This window comes from Acidaminococcus sp. BV3L6 (genome assembly GCF_000468835.1).
Classification (GTDB): Bacteria; Bacillota; Negativicutes; order Acidaminococcales; family Acidaminococcaceae; genus Acidaminococcus; species Acidaminococcus intestini.
This window is the reverse complement of sequence record NZ_AWUR01000042.1, coordinates 54,885-72,052: the sequence shown is the minus strand read 5'-3', so window position 1 is coordinate 72,052 and position 17,168 is coordinate 54,885. Positions and strand designations below refer to the sequence as shown.

The 17,168-nt window shown below is 49.6% G+C and carries 13 protein-coding genes; 11 read left to right on the top strand and 2 right to left on the bottom strand.

What is annotated here, in order from left to right; translation table 11 throughout:
- Positions 1-335: 335 nt before the first annotated feature.
- From HMPREF1246_RS07975 to HMPREF1246_RS07945, 7 genes are all read left to right on the top strand, one after another.
- Positions 336-974 (top strand): YigZ family protein, encoded by a 639-nt coding sequence (locus HMPREF1246_RS07975; RefSeq protein ID WP_009015946.1) that lies wholly within the window; start codon positions 336-338, stop codon positions 972-974.
- 60 nt (positions 975-1,034) lie between these two features.
- On the top strand, positions 1,035-2,279 hold the full coding sequence (locus tag HMPREF1246_RS07970; RefSeq protein ID WP_009015947.1) for an SH3 domain-containing protein: 1,245 nt from the start codon (positions 1,035-1,037) through the stop codon (positions 2,277-2,279).
- An 80-nt stretch (positions 2,280-2,359) separates the two neighbouring features.
- The gene (locus tag HMPREF1246_RS07965; RefSeq protein WP_021737206.1) at positions 2,360-2,917 is read left to right on the top strand and encodes a hypothetical protein; all 558 of its coding nucleotides are present in this window, start codon (positions 2,360-2,362) and stop codon (positions 2,915-2,917) included.
- Between the two features lie 32 nt (positions 2,918-2,949).
- The gene (locus HMPREF1246_RS07960; protein ID WP_231368264.1) at positions 2,950-3,909 is read left to right on the top strand and encodes a VirK/YbjX family protein; all 960 of its coding nucleotides are present in this window, start codon (positions 2,950-2,952) and stop codon (positions 3,907-3,909) included.
- 100 nt (positions 3,910-4,009) lie between these two features.
- Complete coding sequence (locus HMPREF1246_RS07955) at positions 4,010-5,248, top strand: hypothetical protein (RefSeq protein ID WP_231368265.1); 1,239 nt, start codon at positions 4,010-4,012, stop codon at positions 5,246-5,248.
- A 902-nt stretch (positions 5,249-6,150) separates the two neighbouring features.
- The gene (locus tag HMPREF1246_RS07950; protein WP_021737190.1) at positions 6,151-7,398 is read left to right on the top strand and encodes an S-layer homology domain-containing protein; all 1,248 of its coding nucleotides are present in this window, start codon (positions 6,151-6,153) and stop codon (positions 7,396-7,398) included.
- A gap of 412 nt (positions 7,399-7,810) precedes the next feature.
- Positions 7,811-9,118, top strand: coding sequence for an S-layer homology domain-containing protein (locus HMPREF1246_RS07945; protein ID WP_021737174.1), 1,308 nt, complete (start codon positions 7,811-7,813; stop codon positions 9,116-9,118).
- A gap of 472 nt (positions 9,119-9,590) precedes the next feature.
- On the opposite strand, the gene HMPREF1246_RS07935 is transcribed toward HMPREF1246_RS07945, so the two are convergent.
- Positions 9,591-10,847: an SH3 domain-containing protein gene (locus tag HMPREF1246_RS07935; RefSeq protein ID WP_021737175.1), complete on the bottom strand. Its 1,257-nt coding sequence runs from the start codon at positions 10,845-10,847 to the stop codon at positions 9,591-9,593.
- A gap of 479 nt (positions 10,848-11,326) precedes the next feature.
- On the opposite strand from HMPREF1246_RS07935, the gene HMPREF1246_RS07925 reads away from it, so the two are divergent.
- Complete coding sequence (locus tag HMPREF1246_RS07925; RefSeq protein WP_009015954.1) at positions 11,327-12,529, top strand: dicarboxylate/amino acid:cation symporter; 1,203 nt, start codon at positions 11,327-11,329, stop codon at positions 12,527-12,529.
- A gap of 249 nt (positions 12,530-12,778) precedes the next feature.
- Complete coding sequence (locus HMPREF1246_RS07920) at positions 12,779-13,429, top strand: transcriptional regulator (RefSeq protein WP_021737184.1); 651 nt, start codon at positions 12,779-12,781, stop codon at positions 13,427-13,429.
- Positions 13,430-13,494: 65 nt separating this feature from the next.
- Here the strand turns inward: HMPREF1246_RS07920 and HMPREF1246_RS07915 are convergent, their stop codons facing one another.
- A complete protein-coding gene (locus tag HMPREF1246_RS07915) occupies positions 13,495-14,007 on the bottom strand; it encodes a ferritin (protein ID WP_009015956.1) in 513 nt (170 codons plus the stop codon).
- 259 nt (positions 14,008-14,266) lie between these two features.
- Between HMPREF1246_RS07915 and HMPREF1246_RS07910 the strand changes: the two genes are divergently transcribed.
- Positions 14,267-14,965: a radical SAM protein gene (locus HMPREF1246_RS07910; protein ID WP_009015957.1), complete on the top strand. Its 699-nt coding sequence runs from the start codon at positions 14,267-14,269 to the stop codon at positions 14,963-14,965.
- A 545-nt stretch (positions 14,966-15,510) separates the two neighbouring features.
- Positions 15,511-17,067, top strand: a complete 1,557-nt coding sequence (locus tag HMPREF1246_RS07905) for an ABC-F family ATP-binding cassette domain-containing protein (RefSeq protein WP_021737193.1) — start codon at positions 15,511-15,513, stop codon at positions 17,065-17,067.
- The last annotated feature ends 101 nt before the right edge of the window (positions 17,068-17,168 follow it).

Below are 17,168 nucleotides of genomic sequence, written 5' to 3'. Positions count from 1 at the left end.
GAGATTGTGGTATGGACCTTCTTGCGACGGGGCATGCCATCATTGGCATCAGATATATCTTTTTTAAACCAATGATGACACGTAACTGCATCAAATCGGAGCGATTTTTGCTCCGAGTAAAAATAAAAGGGGAGCCCGACGTCTCCCTACGAACGGCTGGCGAGGCATATTTTTTGATGGGCCCCGCTCATCGCAAGACACTGCCAACGCGATCCGGCTGCAGGCCCGTGTGACCAAAAAATCAATTCGGCGCCCACGACCGATAGGGAGACGGTTTGGCGCCGGCCCCCAAAAATGCTATAATATCCCTATCTATCAGAAGGGAGCCTTCATCCTTGTACGTCATCACACGCAATGTCCAGACGGAACTTGTGGTCCAAAAATCCCGGTTCCTGACAAGTTTATACCGCGTTTCTACTGAAATAGAGGCACAGGCCAAGATCAAGGCCCTCAAAAAAGAATATTGGGATGCCAATCATAATTGCACGGCCTATATCGTCGGCATCAAGCCCCGGGCGGAGCGCTCCAGTGACGATGGGGAGCCGGCGGGTACGGCAGGCGCGCCCATGCTTGAAGTGCTGCGCCAAAAAGAGCTCTATAACGTCGTTGCTGTGGTGACCCGTTATTTCGGTGGAATCAAATTGGGTGCCGGCGGCCTTACCCGTACCTATGCCAAGGCTGTTTCAGAAGCCATCAAGGCAGCAGGGCTTTCCCGCATGGTTCCCATGGGGGACTATGCCTTTACCTGGCCCATTGATGATGTGGGGCGGGTCTTGAACCATCTTTATGGCAAAGCGCTTTTTTCTGTCAAAGATGTTCAGTATGATGCCCAAGCAACCATTATCCTTACCTGTAAGCGCACCGATCGGGGGGACGTGACGCATTTTCTTACGGAAAGTCTGCGCAGCGCGGTTACCCTTGAGGAGCGGTGCCTTTTTGAAGCAGAAGAACCGCTGGAAGCGTCCCATTCTTGACCCTGCTTCACAGATACAGTAAAATAGGGGTATTAAGGAAGAAGAAGGAGACTGCGCACAATGTTAAAAAAGACAATGGCCATCCTCATGAGCTGCGCCTTCCTGGGAACAAGTGTCCCCGCATGGGCAGCTGTCAGCGCTGTTAGTGCGCCTGTTCGGACCGTAACGCGGACGGAGCAATCCGTGACCGTGGAATGCCCGGTAGTGACAGGCGGAACCAAGGCGGCAACGGATAAGATCAATTCGGCTCTTTCGAGCAAAGTGGCCTCTTTTGTAAGTGAAGCATCGACCCTTGGCGGAGGTAAGGTCCATTATGACGTTCATCGGGCTAACGACAACGTCATCAGCCTGACCCTCGTCATGACGCCGGAAATGGGCGTTGAAGAAACGCAGGGCATGACTTTTGACCGCAAGACCGGCGAGCTGAGGCCCCTGAGCTATTATTACAGCGGGACCGATCTGGAAAATCGGACCCAAAGCGGCCTTCAGTACCTGTATGACGTTGATCCGGCAAAAGCAAAGGCCCTTCCTGATACGTATTATGTCGATGACGATGGAAGCATCATCGGTCTTTACCACGCTGGTTCCATTCTCGATAAGAGCGAGGGCGAAGTAGAAGTCAACTTGTCCGCGTCGGAAATCCCGCCTGATACGGTTTCTGCTCCCGCACCCAAGAAGGAAACGCCCGCTCCTGAAGCGGCGTCTTCCAAGACGGATGAAGCTGCGGCTGCGGAAACACCGGCCCCAAAGCAACCGGCTGCGGAAACACCGGCTGAACCCCAAGAAACTTCCCCGTCTGCGGACGTGGAACCCCCCGCTCCGGCACAGCCTACTAAGCAAGCGCCAGCGCAGCCTGCCGTACAGGGGAACCCGGGCCATGTCCAGGGAACGGAAGTCCGCATGAGACGAGGACCGGGTCTTGATCAAGATATCATTGGTGTCTTTGATGACGGGGAAGCCCTGAGCGTCCTTAAAAGCGATGTGGCAAGCGGCATGAAGTGGTATGAAGTGACCCGTGCCAATGGAGCTACCGGCTGGATAGCTGCCGATTACTGTGTCGTTGCTGATGAATACAACGTTCCCAGCGGTGCCGTCCAAAATGGACGCAAGGGCGTCATTACCGGTACGGAAGTCCGCATGCGCGGCGACGCCAGCCTTAACGGCGACGTCCTGGGCTACTTTGAACAAGGGGAGACGGTCACCATCCTCGACGCTGCCGATGGCGGCGGCATGAACTGGCTGCGCGTCAGAAGGGAAAACGGCGAGACTGGTTGGGTCGCTGCTGCCTACTGCAAAGAAGCCTAATTTATTGACTCTATGGTCAATTTCCTAATTTTATGGTACAATCGCTCTATCATCTTGAAAGAAAATAGGAGGCCCTACAAATGAATAAATTCCTTAAAATGGCTGCTGCCGCGCTTTTCACTGCTTTTCTCGTCCTTCCCGGCATGAGCCGCGCTGACGCTGCGATGAAGCTTGCCGTCGTGCCGCTCATCATCGGTGAAAATGTAGAAGACGACGCAGGTCTCAAGCCCATTGCCTACAGTACGGAAGTTTCGGAACTCTTCCAGTATCCGGAATACGACCTTGTTGATTCCGATACCGTAAGAAAAGCGGCCCTTGCCCAGCAGGACAACCTTTTTACCAAAGAAGGCCTGGAAGCCATCGCTAAAGCCAGCGGTGCTGACTGCGTTGTGGCCATGAGTGTTGACAAGTTCGACGTGGAAGAAGATAATTTCCGCCGTGAACCGGTGACGAAACTTCGTTTTGAAGGAAAGTTTGCCACCATCAACATGCTGAATGGCAGCTACAAGGAAGACCATTACCGCTTCCGCGATGAACGTGAATCCGGTGCCATCCATCCGAAGTTCGATTATCCCCATAATCGCTTCCAGTACCTGTGCAAACGGGAACTGAACAAGGCCATCAAGAACAACAAATAACATGCTGAAAGGGGCTGTAACAATTCACCTTGTTGCAGCCCTTTTTCTTAAGCGGACGCCTCATCGAAGAAAGGATGGAAGAAATGGATTGGAACGAGATTCGGGAAACCGGTCACGCCTGTTATAACTGCTCACATCTCAAGGAACGCAAACGTTACTGGATCTTTTTGCTACGCACCTATTTTCATCAAAGGGAAATGGAAGGACTCCAGCTTTTTTTTCATGAAACACCGATACGGGCAAGGATCCGGGCCGGTATGCCCTGCCTCATGGAACAGGCTACACGGGCATTTTTTTATAAAGGAGCTTCCTTTGCTGACCGCATTGCCCTTATCAAGCAGCACATCATCCATCTGGAAACGCACCTGACGGATGACTTTCTTTTAAAGATTTACGAGGCCCATGACAAGATCACCCTTTGGGCCGATACCTTTGAGGAAAAGCCTCTTACGATGGACCTGTTGTTCCATCCGGGTCAGCGCAAGGAAGGCTGCCTGTCTTTGGTTCTCCATTGGGGATCCCTTGACTTTTACCAGATGATGTTCTGGGTTGGTCTATCTCCTGAAACGGGAAAACCCGCTCTTTTTGTGGGGGCCCTTCAGGGAACGACCTTAGGAAACGAGGCTGTCAAGGCCATGACCAAGAAATTTTTTGGCTACCGCACCAAGAACCTGATCTTTTATGGTCTTCGCACGGCAGCCGGCCTCATGGGGGCAGAAATCATCTATGCCGTGACCAATGCAGGGTATTATGCCATGAATCATGTCCGTATGGACCGCAAGCTCAAAACTAATTTTGGCGACTTCTGGGCGGAATGTGGGGGCACGCCCACACGGGACCCGCGCTTTTATGAAATCCCCTTGGAGGAGCATCGCCGTGATTTGTCGGAACTGAAGCCTTCCAAACGGGCCAACCACCGTCGCCGCTATGAACTCATGGACCAGATGGCAGAAAGTATAAAAGCCGCTCTTGCGCCGTGGCAGGCTCGTTAACCGGTTGTCAGCAAACTGTGAAAAATTTAGTTTTACTACCGCAAGCTTTTCATTTATGCTACAATGAGGGGAGAATTTCAGTGTGAAAAATCTGACGGAGGTGTATCTCTTGAAAAAACAAATCCTAAGTATGATGATGGCCGCCCTCGTAAGCCTCACTTGTCTTACACCGGCTTTTGCGGCTGAATCCCTTGCTTCTGGCACTGTGTCCGATAAACTGGGTGTATCCGAACAGTTCCTTTATGGGACCGAACAGAGTGGGTCGCTTGTTAGCCGTGTGGATAAGATGGAAAAGGACCTTTATGGGCAAACTTCAAGCGGCAGTGTCATGAGCCGTGTGGACCGCGTCTATAATCGCCTTGAAGGTACGCCAAGCGGCACGCAGCTTTCCATTGCTGCCCAGATGAACGCCATTGAGTGGCAGTTTGCTGACCGTATGAGTGATGAAGGCGTGAAGACCCGAATCGGGAACCTTGAAACGGACCTGTTTGGGACCCAGTACACGCAGGATACAATTCTGTCCCGCCTGTCCCGCCTTACAAAGAGCGCCTTCCCCTCAGGCAGTCTTTCCCGTCAAACCGTGACGCTGCCGAAGGATTCCCTTATCAAGATCAAATTCATGGAAGACATCAACAGTAAAACGGCCCAGGCCGGTGATAAAGTCGATTTTATTGCCGATGACAATGTGTACGTTGGGGAAGCCCTCGTCCTGCCAAAAGGCGCCCGAGGCAATGCAACAATCAAAAAAGTGGTACAGCCCCGCATCTTTGGCCGCGATGCCCGCATTGACATCGACTTTTCCTCTGTGACTGCCGTAAACGGGGAAAAGATTCCTGTGACAGTTGGGGAGCTAGCGAAACAGCAGGCCAAGACCGTTGCTGGTGCAGCCGGTGCTTCCATTGGCGGCATGGTTCTTTTTGGACCGGTGGGGCTTGTTGGCGGCGCCTTTGTCAAAGGAGCCCAAGTGACCATTCCGGCCGGCAGCAACACCTATGTCCAGGTCCTTGAAGATACGACCGTTCAAGGAATCGTGCTCCAAGGCGCATCGACTGCAGGCGTCCAGGCAGTTCCTGCCAGTGAAGAGGAACGGGAGGATAAGCTTGATACAGTGGATAAGCCGGCCGTAAGTGAAAAGAAGACGGACAAGGCTGATGATAAGAAAGCTGTAGAAAAAGAGAGCGATGATAAAGCAGACGCCGAAACGGAAAAGACCCTCGCCGCTGACGAAAAGAAAGACGCCGACGTGAAAGCCGCCGACAAGAAAGCCAATTCTCATAACGACGAAGACGCTGAATATGATGAAGACGAGGACGTCGATCTCGATCTTGCTGAAGAATAAAGACCATAGGAATCCTAATGGGACCATGAAGAAATGAAAGGATCATTTCTTCATGGTCCCATTTTTGTTTATCTTATGATGTGAGGAGAAAAGAAAAGGGCGTAAAACACTAAATCAGGGAGGGAACCTGGGACGGCTTTAGGAAAAGGGCGCCGTGACGAACGGGGCAGGGGGCGCCAACGTCCTAAAAAAGCCTGCTGGGGGAGGACCTTTTGGCCTTGAATAAGTTATTCCCTACTTTCATACCTAAAAGGTATGAAAGTAGGGAATAACAGGCTATCGGCAGTATACTACCGATTGAAATGAGGAAAATGGACAGATATCGTGATTGTATATAATGAAAAGACAAATAAATGCGGTAATAGGAAGATAAAAGTGTAAAAGTTAGGACATAATAAGTAAAAAGATCATAGAGTGAACTGAAGGGAAATAACCTTGTAAAATAATATAAAAGAAATCGCGATGTCAATGGATAAAAAGTGATAAAATCGCGATTATGATATTTAATATTCTGATAGAAAATATATAATTATTAAAGAAAAACCAGATGAATAATTTTTCTGATAATCCTCAATGAAAATGGACGTAAGGCGCATAGAACCATAGTTCATAAAGATGCGGAAAATTGCTGATTTTGTCAATCGTAGATGAAACAATTGAGTAAAAATGATACAAAATCACAAAATTGCCAAAATAAAGATTTACAATACCTTTAATCTATGGTACCCTATAGGAGCAGAAACTCGTCTGCAATCAACTCAGCCGGACCAAGGAAAAAAGAAAACCTGGCGATCTGGATCCAGCGTAGAGGAAACAAGGTCACTCGCACGTATAGGACCCCCATCAAGAGGTGGATCGTTTTCCTAGGAAAGGCAAGTCTATTTCCTAAGGAGGAAACACACATGAAAAAGAGCTTGGTTTTTGCAATGGCAATGGCCCTCGGCGTAACCGCTACCGCTTTTGCTGCTAACCCCTTCTCTGACGTTCCTGCTGGCCACTGGGCCTATGCAGCTGTCGCTAAACTGGCTGCTGCTGGTATCGTTGATGGCTATCCTGATGGTACCTACAAAGGCGACCGCACCATGACCCGTTATGAAATGGCTCAGATCGTGGCCAAAGCCCTTGCTAAAGGCGCCATTGGTGCTGATGACAAACTGGTTGGCGAATTTGCTGACGAACTGGATAACCTCGGTGTTCGCGTGGCTCGTCTCGAAAAGAACGCTGACAACGTCAAGATTACGGGCTCTGTAAAACTCCGTAACGTGGCTAATGACGGTGGCCAATTTAAGAATGGTGCTGATGGTGATACCAACTACCTCCGTACGGATATCTTCTTCACGGGCGAAGTAAACGACAACTGGCATTATGTGGCTATGCTCCGTAACCAGCAATACTTCACTGGCGAAAATGAATCTGGTAATGATGATACGGACTTCCAGAGAGCATATCTTACTGGTAACATCGGTGTAGTCGACATCACGGCTGGCCGTTACAATGACTTTATCGCTGATGGTAACATCTATGATACCCGTGTCGATGGCATCAAGGCCGTTGTTCCTTTCGGTGCTGCTTACCTCAGAGCTGAATACGGCAAGATGGCTAATGAAAAGACCTATGGCGAAGATAAATACGAATCCGTTGGTGATACCTATTGGATGACTGAACTGGGTGGCACTTGGGGTAACTTCGATCTTGCTGCTAACTACATTGATGTAGACAACGAAAATGCTATGGGCCTTGAAGGCGATAACAAGATCTGGACGGCAGCTGCTACTTATAACAGTGGCAAATTCTCCCTCGGTGCGATGTACCTCAAGGGTGATGATGACCTCCTGACTGGCGACGCCAAAAACTATGATGACGATGGTTTCGTTGTCAGCATGGGCTGGGCCGGTGCGAAGAAGAGCGAAGCTGGCAGCTGGGGCCTCTATGGCAAATACTATGATCAGGGTGCTCCGACTACTATTGCTCATACCATGAACGGTGCCTATGATAAATTCGAAAAAGAAGGCTTCAAGGGCTACATGGCTGGTGCTAACCTGACAGTTGCTAAGAACATGGTTGCCAGCGTTGAATACTATGACCTGAAGGGTAAGGAAAACGATAAGCATGCTCGTACCCTCTGGTCCGAACTGGCTATCAGCTTCTAATTCCTTCTTAAAGAAACTCAAAAGAGGACAGTGCAAAGCGCTGTCCTCTTTTTTATGTAGAAAAATGAATAAACCGTGTACCTAATCATCGTGATGATACATACTGACTTGTGAGTCAAAAAATCGCTTAGCTTTAATATAAAGAAAAGAAGCATAATACCTAATTCTCATCATGATTGAGGGGTAAAAATTTCCATGAAAAGTTTGAAATAAATGTGACGCGTTTGAAAGTTCAATCCACTAGGTGCTATACTTCACGTGTAGGCAAAAGGCCTGCCCATTTGTTCCTGAGGGAGTGGAAATCGAGACGGTTTCGGTTCGTAGAGGAAACAAGGTCACTCGCACGATAAAGAAATTGGCAAGATGGAAACTCCTTGGGGAAACACCAAGATCCTTAAGGAGGATGAACAAAATGAAAAAGAGTTTGGTTTTTGCTATGGCCATGGCTCTCGGCGTAAGCGCTACCGCTTTTGCTGCGAACCCCTTCTCCGACGTTCCTGCTGGCCACTGGGCTTATGCAGCCGTTGCTAAACTGGCTGCAGCTGGGATTGTTGATGGTTATCCTGATGGCACCTATAAAGGTGACCGCACCATGACCCGTTATGAAATGGCTCAGATTGTGGCCAAAGCCCTTGCTAAAGGCGCTATCGGTGCTGATGACAGACTGGTTGGCGAATTTGCTGACGAACTCGATAACCTCGGTGTTCGCGTAGCGAAACTCGAAAAGAACGCTGACAACGTCAAGATTACTGGTAAGGTAAAGCTCTCTTACTCTGAAAACAGTGGTGGGGCTGTAGAAGATCATGACAGTGACATGGCAAGACTTCGTACGGATATCTTCTTTACGGGCGAAGTGAACGACAACTGGCATTATGTTACCATGCTTCGTAATCAGCAGTTCTTTGAAGGTCAGAATGAATCTGGCGATGACAGCACTGATTTCCAGAGAGCTTACCTCACCGGTAACATCGGTGTTGTGAATATCACTGCTGGCCGTTATAATGATTTCATTGCTGATGGTAATGTTTATGATAACCGCGTTGATGCAGTGAAAGCTACGGTTCCTTTTGGTGAGGCTTACCTTACTGCAGAATATGGTAAAATGGCTGGTAATGGTTATACCGATACTAAATATTGGAATAAGGATAAAAATGATTGGGTTAGCTACAAAGGTGACAGCGATTCTCCTGCTGATAAGTTCTGGATGGCAGAACTTGGTGGTACATGGGGTAACTGGGATCTTGCAGCCGATTTCATCAAAGCTGATGATGTAATTGCAATGGGTATGCAGGATGATGACCAGATTTGGACTGTCGGTGCAACCTATCATACCGGTAAGTTCTATTTGGGCGGCATGTACCTTGCTGGCGATGACGATGCTCTTAAGGGCGCGAAAGACAGTGATGGTAAAGATGCTTCCGGTTACGATGATGATGGTTATGTCGTAAAAATGGGCTGGGCTGGCGCAAAGGCTTCTGATCCTGGTTCTTGGGGCCTTTATGCTAACTATTATGATCAGGGCGCTCCGACTGTTATTAGCCATACTATGGATGGTCTCTATGATTCCTTCCCAGGTGAAGGTTTCAAGGGTTACAAAGTTGGCGGCAACGTCACCCTTGCTAAGAACATGATTGCTTCCGTTGATTATTACGACCTCAAGGGTAAAGAAACTGATAAGCATGCTCGGACCCTCTGGTCTCAGCTCGTTGTTACGTTCTAATCCCTTTAGAGCGGATAAAAGGACAGTGCTTCGGCACTGTCCTTTTTTATTCCTCGCCGCAGGAACTACGGCATAGTGAAAAGAAAGAGCCCAGCAATGCAGGCTGCATTGCTGGGCTCTTTGTCTTGAGTTATTTTATTTCTTAGGTACGATGCAGGCTGCATCGTACTGTTTGCGTCGGGTCTTTTGCCTTCGTGTTTTCGCCTTAGAGACGGCGAAAGCCGTTCCGCCTTGGCAAAGGCGGCTCGATTTCGGAGACATCGAGCTCCGAGGCAAAAGATCGTGCGGGCTGCCAGTCCTTGCTGGCTGCTTGTTTCGGCAGTAAGGTGAAGGACACGCTTTGGCGCCGCCGTGAGGTCTTTTGCCCTTCGGTCTTTTAGCATCAGAGCATCTTTCCCAGCTTTTGCTTGACAGCCGCGGCCTTGGCCGCAAGACGGCGAGAGCCGTAGGCTCGTGACAGCTTGACAGCCTCCTACCTTATCACTATCCCCTTCGTAACCCTCATGAGCAGCGTCACGCCGCTGCTTCCCAGGATTTCCACTGGTGCTTCGACGACTTTCATGACAGGTACTTTCCGAACGGCGCCCTTTTCCCTGACACCCTTGGATCCCAAGGCGTGGATCACCATGGGGATCCCGTTTTTTTCCCCGCTGTAAATCATGATATGCCCGGGCATATAGAGGAGACTTCCAACAGGCAATGTCTTTAACAGCGATAGGCGCGCTTTTCGCGATAGCCCTTGAAAGGAAACGCCCGGTGTCGTGCGGGCCTGTTCTCCGCTGTTTCGCGGCAGCTCGATTCCCATGGACCGATAGACGTCCTGCGTGAGGGCCGAGCAATCGACGCTTTCTTTCCTGCCGCCCCAGCCATAGGGCGCACCGAGATGACGCCGGGCAAGAATAAGCAGGTTTTCTTCCGTGTAGGGGAGGGGCCCCTTGTGCAGGGAGTCATCAAAACGCGCTTTTTCTTTTTGGATGACAAGGCGGCCTGCCTGATCCCGCATGGGAAGGAGAAGATGGCCCTTTTCAAGGGGAAGGGAGCTTCCCATTTGGTAAAGGGCTGTGTCTTTTCCCTTTCCCAATGTAAGGACCCTATTTGTGACGACGGCTTTTTCCTTGGGCGCGGCATACGTCAGCCATGTGGCGCGGTCTGTTTCGGCCACGCTTTCTTTTGGCACCCAGCCGCGGTAAAAATAGGCGCGGACAAAAAGGAACCGCCCTGTCGCATCCTCGTGATAAATCAGGACCGGTACGGCTGGATCGACAGCTGTTTCCTGGAAAACGTCAAAGTCACGGTCCGTAGGCGCCGAATAGGCACGCATCCCCGTCGGGAAACTCTTAAGATCCGTCCGTTTCACAGTGACCCCGTAACGTAAGGGGATGACAGAAGGAATGCGTCCGTAGGCGCAACTGATAAGTTCCTTCTTTTCTTTCTCCGTCATGAGACGTCCCTCATGGTATAAGGCGCGCTTCATCTGATAGCGGCGGAGCTCGCTTTTAAGCTTTTCTGCCGTCATGGGAGCGGTTTCGTCTGTGATGGGGCCGCCCATCTTTTGGGATATGGCGGTATTTAGGGCATGGATCTGCGCGTGGTCCATCAAAAGGGGCGGTTGCTGCTGATGTTTTGTGGCCTGCTGAACCTCAGCGGCCGGCTTTTTTGCCTGTACGGGGGTCGCTGTGAGGGAAATTCCCACAACCGTGAGTATACAAAATAAAGTCATGGACTTCATGAAGGCACCTTCTTTCCGTATCTATTATAAGAGAAATGAAAATGAAAGAAAAGGGGCGAGGATATTGTGATGGGGTCCTTCGCTGTCCTAGGAAAGGCGCCTTATGTCCTGAAGGCCCATGAAAAAAAGAGATCAGGAATCCCGCACCAGAAAGGGAAAGGGCTGCTGATAGGAACGCCTTTCAATCCATCATGCAGTCCTTTTCCCTGTTTTGCTATAAAGATTGGCCTTCCCATCTCCTACTGTCTTTCTCTTAATTAGGGAAAAGTTTTTCCCTTTTTTCTTTCGCCTTTTATTTTTTGCTCTTTTGAATTGGCTATGTTGCCAATATTTATAAAATATCACGAATTTTCTTTTCATTATGCAATAATTCTTTTCAAAAAGAGAAATAAGCTTGCGCTTCTTTAGGCGATATGGTACTATTCTTATACGAGAGTAAAAAGCGGACAACGTCCAACAACACAAGGGAGGCATCTCACATGAAGAAACTCGGCTTACTGCCACGCCTGATTCTCGGAATTATTTTAGGTATTGTGATTGGAAATCTTAATTTACCTAGTATAGTCAGAATTTTGGCAACATTCAACTCTATCTTTGGTAATTTTTTAGGCTTTACGATTCCCCTGATCATCGTTGGTTTCATTATCCCCGGGATTGCCGATTTGGGTAAGTCAGCCGGTAAGCTCCTTGGCGTGACCACCCTCATTGCCTATTGCTCCACCGTTATTGCTGGCTGCCTGGCCTTTTTCACGAATCATGCCCTTCTTTCCCATATCATTTCCCCTGATATGGCCCGCGATCTGGCTAACCCCGAAAAGGGGCTGCTCCATCCGTTTTTTACCATTGATATGCCGCCCTTGATGGGAGTCATGAGTGCCCTTCTCATTGCGTTCATCCTTGGTATTGGCATTGCCGTCTGCCAGGATGACTTGCTGCGAAAGGGATCCCACGAATTCCAGCGCATCATTGAAAAACTCATTGCCAGCATCATCATTCCGCTTTTGCCGCTTCACATCTGCGGGATCTTTGCGAATATGACCCACGCTGGGCAGGTGGCCGCCATCATGAGCGTCTTTGCCAAAGTTTTCCTTGTCATCATCTGCCTGCACATTGTCATCCTTGTGGTTCAGTACACCCTTGCTGGTTCGGCAGCAGGCGGCAATCCCATCAAACTGCTCAAAGGCATGCTTCCAGCTTACATGACGGCAATTGGGACCCAGTCCTCAGCCGCTACGATTCCTGTTACCTTGGCCTCTACGAAAAAGAACGGGGTCGCCGCGGGGATTGCGGATTTCGTGATTCCCCTTTGCGCCACGATCCATCTGTCGGGCAGCACCATTACATTGACGAGCTGCACCATGGCCGTTATGCTGCTTAACGGCAGACCCATTGAATTCAGCAACATGTTTGGGTTCATCCTTATGCTGGGTGTCACCATGGTTGCCGCCCCGGGCGTTCCTGGCGGTGCTGTCATGGCTGCTCTGGGCATCCTGCAGAGCATGATGGGCTTTACGGCTGATCAGCAGGCCCTCATGATTGCCCTATACCTGGCACAGGATAGCTTTGGAACCGCCTGCAACGTAACGGGTGACGGTGCCATTGCCATCCTGGTCAATAAGATTGCCGGCAATAAGCTGGTTCCTTTAAAAGAAGTCTCTTTTGAAACTGAGGGTGAAGCCTAACTTGACGCCTCCCCTCACAGAAGGGAAGGTAAGACGTAAGGAGGTCCTTTTAGGCGTTTGTGCCAAAGGACCTCTTTTGTCATCCTTTTCGCAAAAAGACAAAAAATATTTTTCTTTTGAGGCAAAGAATCACGAATTGACTTATGACATCATGGAAGATACAATAATACGTATAGAAAACCAAGGAAAGTGCTAGTCATTCCATTTCCAATGCAGTTCGGTACTTTCAATCTCTAGGGAGATGGAATCATGAAATATAATCCGCTTCTTGAACCATATAAGGCATTGGTGCCCTTTTTGGCAGAACTCTTGGGCGAAAGCTGTGAAATCCTGCTCCACGATATTTCCCAGCCCAAACACTCCGTGATTGCCATTGCAAACGGATTTCACACTGGCCGCAAGGTAGGCAGTCCTTTTACGGACCTTGCCATCAAGATCATGGAGGAAAAGGCCTATGTGAAGCGGGACTATATGGCAAACTATAACGGACGCAGCAAGAACAAGAATTTTGTTTCGTCCACGTTTTTTATCAAGCATGAAGGAAAGGTCATTGGGCTTTTGTGCATCAACCGCAATATGGACGCTATGACAGAGCTTGACCTTGTCCTGCAAAAATTGAAGAAGGCCTATAATCTTGAGGGAGCCCTCGATGATACGGATGAATCCATGGATACGCCCGTCGGGGATATCCTGCCCCGCATGGTAGCAAGTGAAATGAGGGCCGTAGGAGTACCGCCGGAACGGATGACGCGGGAGGAAAAAGGAACGGTCATCCGCAATCTCATGAACGCCGGTATCCACCAGATGAAGGGCGCTGTCGTCGAGATTGCCCGTCAGCTTCATTTGTCCGAACCGACAGTGTACCGCTATATCAAGCGGGAAAAGGGAGAGGACAAGTAAGGACTTCTCCAAAAAAAACTGACCCATCCAGGATTTTTCTCCTAGACAGGCCAGTTTTTCTTTTTTTAGAGGACCAACGTTGGAGCGGCGTAGACACGGGCCAAAAGATCCTGGTTCAGGGCGTAGAGGCTCTTGGGGTCGCTGCCGAAGAGTTTCATCTTTTTAATGATGTCATCGACGTTCTTTTCTTCTTCTCCTTGTTCTTTGACGAACCAGTTGAAGAACTGCATGGTCCGGTAATCATCTTCTTCATGGGCGGCCCCATAAATCTTATTGATGGATTTTGTGATAAATTGTTCGTGCTCAAGAGCGGCTGTGAGCGGACTCATGAGATCCTTATATTTTCCTTCCGGTTTATTGATGGTGCCAAATTCGACATGGACATTGTTGTTTTGCAGGTACGTTCTCATGAGCATGGCATGATCGCGCTCTTCCTGGGCCTGGATTTCAAACCAGTGGGCAAAGCCATCAAGACCCTGATCCGTGTAGAAATTGGCAAAGTCAAGGTAGAGGTAGGCGGAGTAAAATTCCAGGGTTACCTGTTCATTGATGAGTTTTGCAGTTTTCTTGTCAAGCATGCATATCGTCTCCCTTGTAAATGATTTCGCCCCTATTATAGCACGGGAAACGGGTAATGGCGCGGTTTGTCATTGACACGATGGAAAATGCTGGGTATAGTAAGGGCGTCAAGCACAATATTGTACCGCCGGGTACGTCGCCCTGTTCCAGTAGGCCTTGAAGGGATAGGGGGCGTACCCTTTTCCTCATTTTATTTGACGCATCAATTACGCCGATTCGATGCATGTCTATTTTTTGTTAGGTAAGGAGGAATTCCTGATGGACGAATTCATTTATAAAGCCCCTTATGAAGAAGAGGGCAAGCGGATCCTTGAAGTCAATATCCTGCCTGAAACGTACTGCAGCTTTAATTGCATTTATTGTCCCATTGACCGGAAAGAAGATCGGCATCAGACGGATGAAATCCAGGATTTGGGGGACGTAACAAAAGCGCTTGATGATTTGGGGCGCCGCATGGAGGAAGAGCGGATCGAGGAAGTCTTCCTGAATGGTCATGGGGAGAGCTTGCTTCATCAGGCCTTGCCCCGTATCATTGACTTCATTCATCAAAAAGGAGCTGCCGTGCGGCTTCTTTCAAATGGCTACCTCTTGCATCGGCCCGAGTACCAGGCTCTTGCCAATCGTTGTGAGGCCGTTATCGGCGAACTCAAGAATGCTGCGGATGCCGGTTTCCAAAAAAGTCAGCGGCCCCTTTCCGGTTATACCTTGGAGCAATATACTGCCAATATGAAAGCCTTCCGGGCGCAGTATCACGGCCGCTTCATCTTTGAAGTGACCATCGTAAAAGGCTATAATGACGATGAAAAAAGCGTGGCTTTTTTGGAACGCGTCGTAAAGGAGCTCCATCCCGACAACCTTGCCGTTATCCCCATTGATGAGCCCTTCCAAAAGGTCCTGGGTGTGGGGGAAGACCGATTGGAGGCAATCCGAAAAAGATTGGAAAAGGCGAGGGGATAAAACACAACGCTGGCTCCAAACCGTCCCTTCTTTGAAGGGGGCCGAATCCATTTACCCTGTGAACCATGTTTTTCGGCTTTTTGCTGGCACTTCAGTGGATATTTTCTGGTTTCAATTCCCCGCCTTACCCAAGGCGGATCGATGCTGCGCATCGAGTACTAAGGCAAAAGACTGAACATAGATCATTCCAGCCGCTATCGTGATTTCTACATTTCAAAAGCCCCCGTCTTATAATAAAAGCGAAGGGCCCAAAACCGAACCTACGTCTACGTCGGTTTTGGGCTTAATTTGCCGTCTTTTCTTACGGCCCTTTGCGTTCCGGTCTTTTTCTCCGATTGTTTTTTGTAAATTCGGTTCAGATGGATCCAATTGCGAGGAGCCCCGCTTCCCCATCAAATCAGGCCGATTTTGCCCTGAATTCACAGCATACACGAATCGCTATATCCGCGTGAACAAGATGCGTCGGCAACGACTCTTTTCAATTGTCGCCTTTTTTGGTAAAATAGGCGGGACTACTTTGCTACGAGACCAAAAAGGAGAGACCCATGAGTATACTTGATGTTGCCCATCTGTCCCACAGCTATGGCGGCCGGGAGATTTTTGAGGATGTTTCCTTCCGCCTTGAAAAGGGGGAGCACGTGGCCCTTGTCGGTGCCAACGGTGAAGGCAAGTCGACGTTTATGTCAATCATTACGGGAAAACTGTCCCCTGATGATGGCAAGATCACCTGGGCGCGGCGTACGAAGGTTGGATACATGGACCAGCACGCGGCCCTTGAGGCGGGAAAGACCATCCGCGAAACGCTGCGCACGGCCTTTCAGGATCTTGTCGATGAGGAAAAGGAAATGCTTGCCGCTTACGATAAGATGGCATCGGCTTCACCGGACGAGCTGGAGCGCCTCATGGCGGATACGGCCGAAATCCAGGAACGGTTGGAGGCGGCTGATTACTACAACCTTGATACAAAAATCGAGGAAGTCGCGGCGGGCCTTGGACTGCGCGATATTGGCCTTGATCATAAGGTCGATGAGCTTTCGGGCGGTCAGCGCACGAAGGTGCTTCTTACAAAGCTCCTCCTTCAACATCCTGACATCCTGCTTCTTGACGAACCGACCAATTATCTGGATGCGGAACATATTGAGTGGCTTACGCGCTACCTGCAAAACTATGAGAATGCCTTTATTGTCATTTCCCATGATGTGCCATTTCTTAACGCCGTAACGAACGTCATTTGGCGTGTCGATAACCTGGGTCTCACACGTTATACGGCAAACTACGAAAAATTTGAGGAAATGGTGGCCATCAAACGGCGCCAGTTGGATGCCGCTTATGAACGGCAGCAGGCAGAAATCAAAAAAGAACAGGACTTCATTGCTCGTAATAAGGCCCGTGTCGCGACGCGGGGGATGGCCAATAGCCGAATGAAGAAACTGGCCAAGATGGAAGTCCTTACAAAACGTGCCGAAAAACCCAAACCCCATTTCCAGTTCAAGGAAGACCGGGCGCCTTCTCGTTTTGTCCTTGTAGGCACAAACCTTGTCCTAGGGTATCACGATCCCCTGACAAAACAGGTGGACCTCAAGATCGAGCGGGGCGAAAAGATTGCCATCCGTGGGACGAACGGCCTTGGGAAATCGACCCTGTTAAAGACCTTGCTTGGCATGATTCCGCCCATTGCAGGAACTGTGGAACGAGGGGAATTTGTTTCCGTCGGCTATTTTGAGCAGGAAAGCGCAAAGGGCAACCAGAACACGGCCCTTGAGGAACTGTGGCAGGAATACCCGGGCATGGCCAATGCCGAAGTCCGTGCCGCCCTTGCCGCCTGCGGCCTCACCAATGATCATATTACGACCAAGATGACGGCCCTTTCGGGCGGTGAAGCGGCCAAGGTGCGGCTCTGCAAGATCATGCAGCAGCCGGCCAATCTGCTCGTCCTTGACGAACCGACAAATCACCTTGATGTGGAGGCCAAGGAAGAACTAAAGCGTGCCCTCAAGGACTATAAGGGAACCTTGATCCTTGTTTCCCACGAACCGGATTTTTATGAAGACTGGATTGACGAGGTCTGGAATATTGAAGGATGGTCGACAAAGATTGTCTAAATTGTATATAATGTAATACAAAGCAACGTGAGGCTGTGGAGTGTGAATGTGAATGCACCGCTCACTGCTCCGCAAAAATGGCAGCATGCCGTATTTTAGAG

Coding starts and splice junctions, on each gene's coding strand:
- HMPREF1246_RS07935 (WP_021737175.1), bottom strand. CDS start 10,847: ATGAAGTCCATGACTTTATTTTGTATACTCACGGTTGTGGGAATTTCC.
- HMPREF1246_RS07965 (WP_021737206.1), top strand. CDS start 2,360: ATGAATAAATTCCTTAAAATGGCTGCTGCCGCGCTTTTCACTGCTTTT.
- HMPREF1246_RS07945 (WP_021737174.1), top strand. CDS start 7,811: ATGAAAAAGAGTTTGGTTTTTGCTATGGCCATGGCTCTCGGCGTAAGC.
- HMPREF1246_RS07905 (WP_021737193.1), top strand. CDS start 15,511: ATGAGTATACTTGATGTTGCCCATCTGTCCCACAGCTATGGCGGCCGG.
- HMPREF1246_RS07910 (WP_009015957.1), top strand. CDS start 14,267: ATGGACGAATTCATTTATAAAGCCCCTTATGAAGAAGAGGGCAAGCGG.
- HMPREF1246_RS07920 (WP_021737184.1), top strand. CDS start 12,779: ATGAAATATAATCCGCTTCTTGAACCATATAAGGCATTGGTGCCCTTT.
- HMPREF1246_RS07950 (WP_021737190.1), top strand. CDS start 6,151: ATGAAAAAGAGCTTGGTTTTTGCAATGGCAATGGCCCTCGGCGTAACC.
- HMPREF1246_RS07915 (WP_009015956.1), bottom strand. CDS start 14,007: ATGCTTGACAAGAAAACTGCAAAACTCATCAATGAACAGGTAACCCTG.
- HMPREF1246_RS07925 (WP_009015954.1), top strand. CDS start 11,327: ATGAAGAAACTCGGCTTACTGCCACGCCTGATTCTCGGAATTATTTTA.
- HMPREF1246_RS07970 (WP_009015947.1), top strand. CDS start 1,035: ATGTTAAAAAAGACAATGGCCATCCTCATGAGCTGCGCCTTCCTGGGA.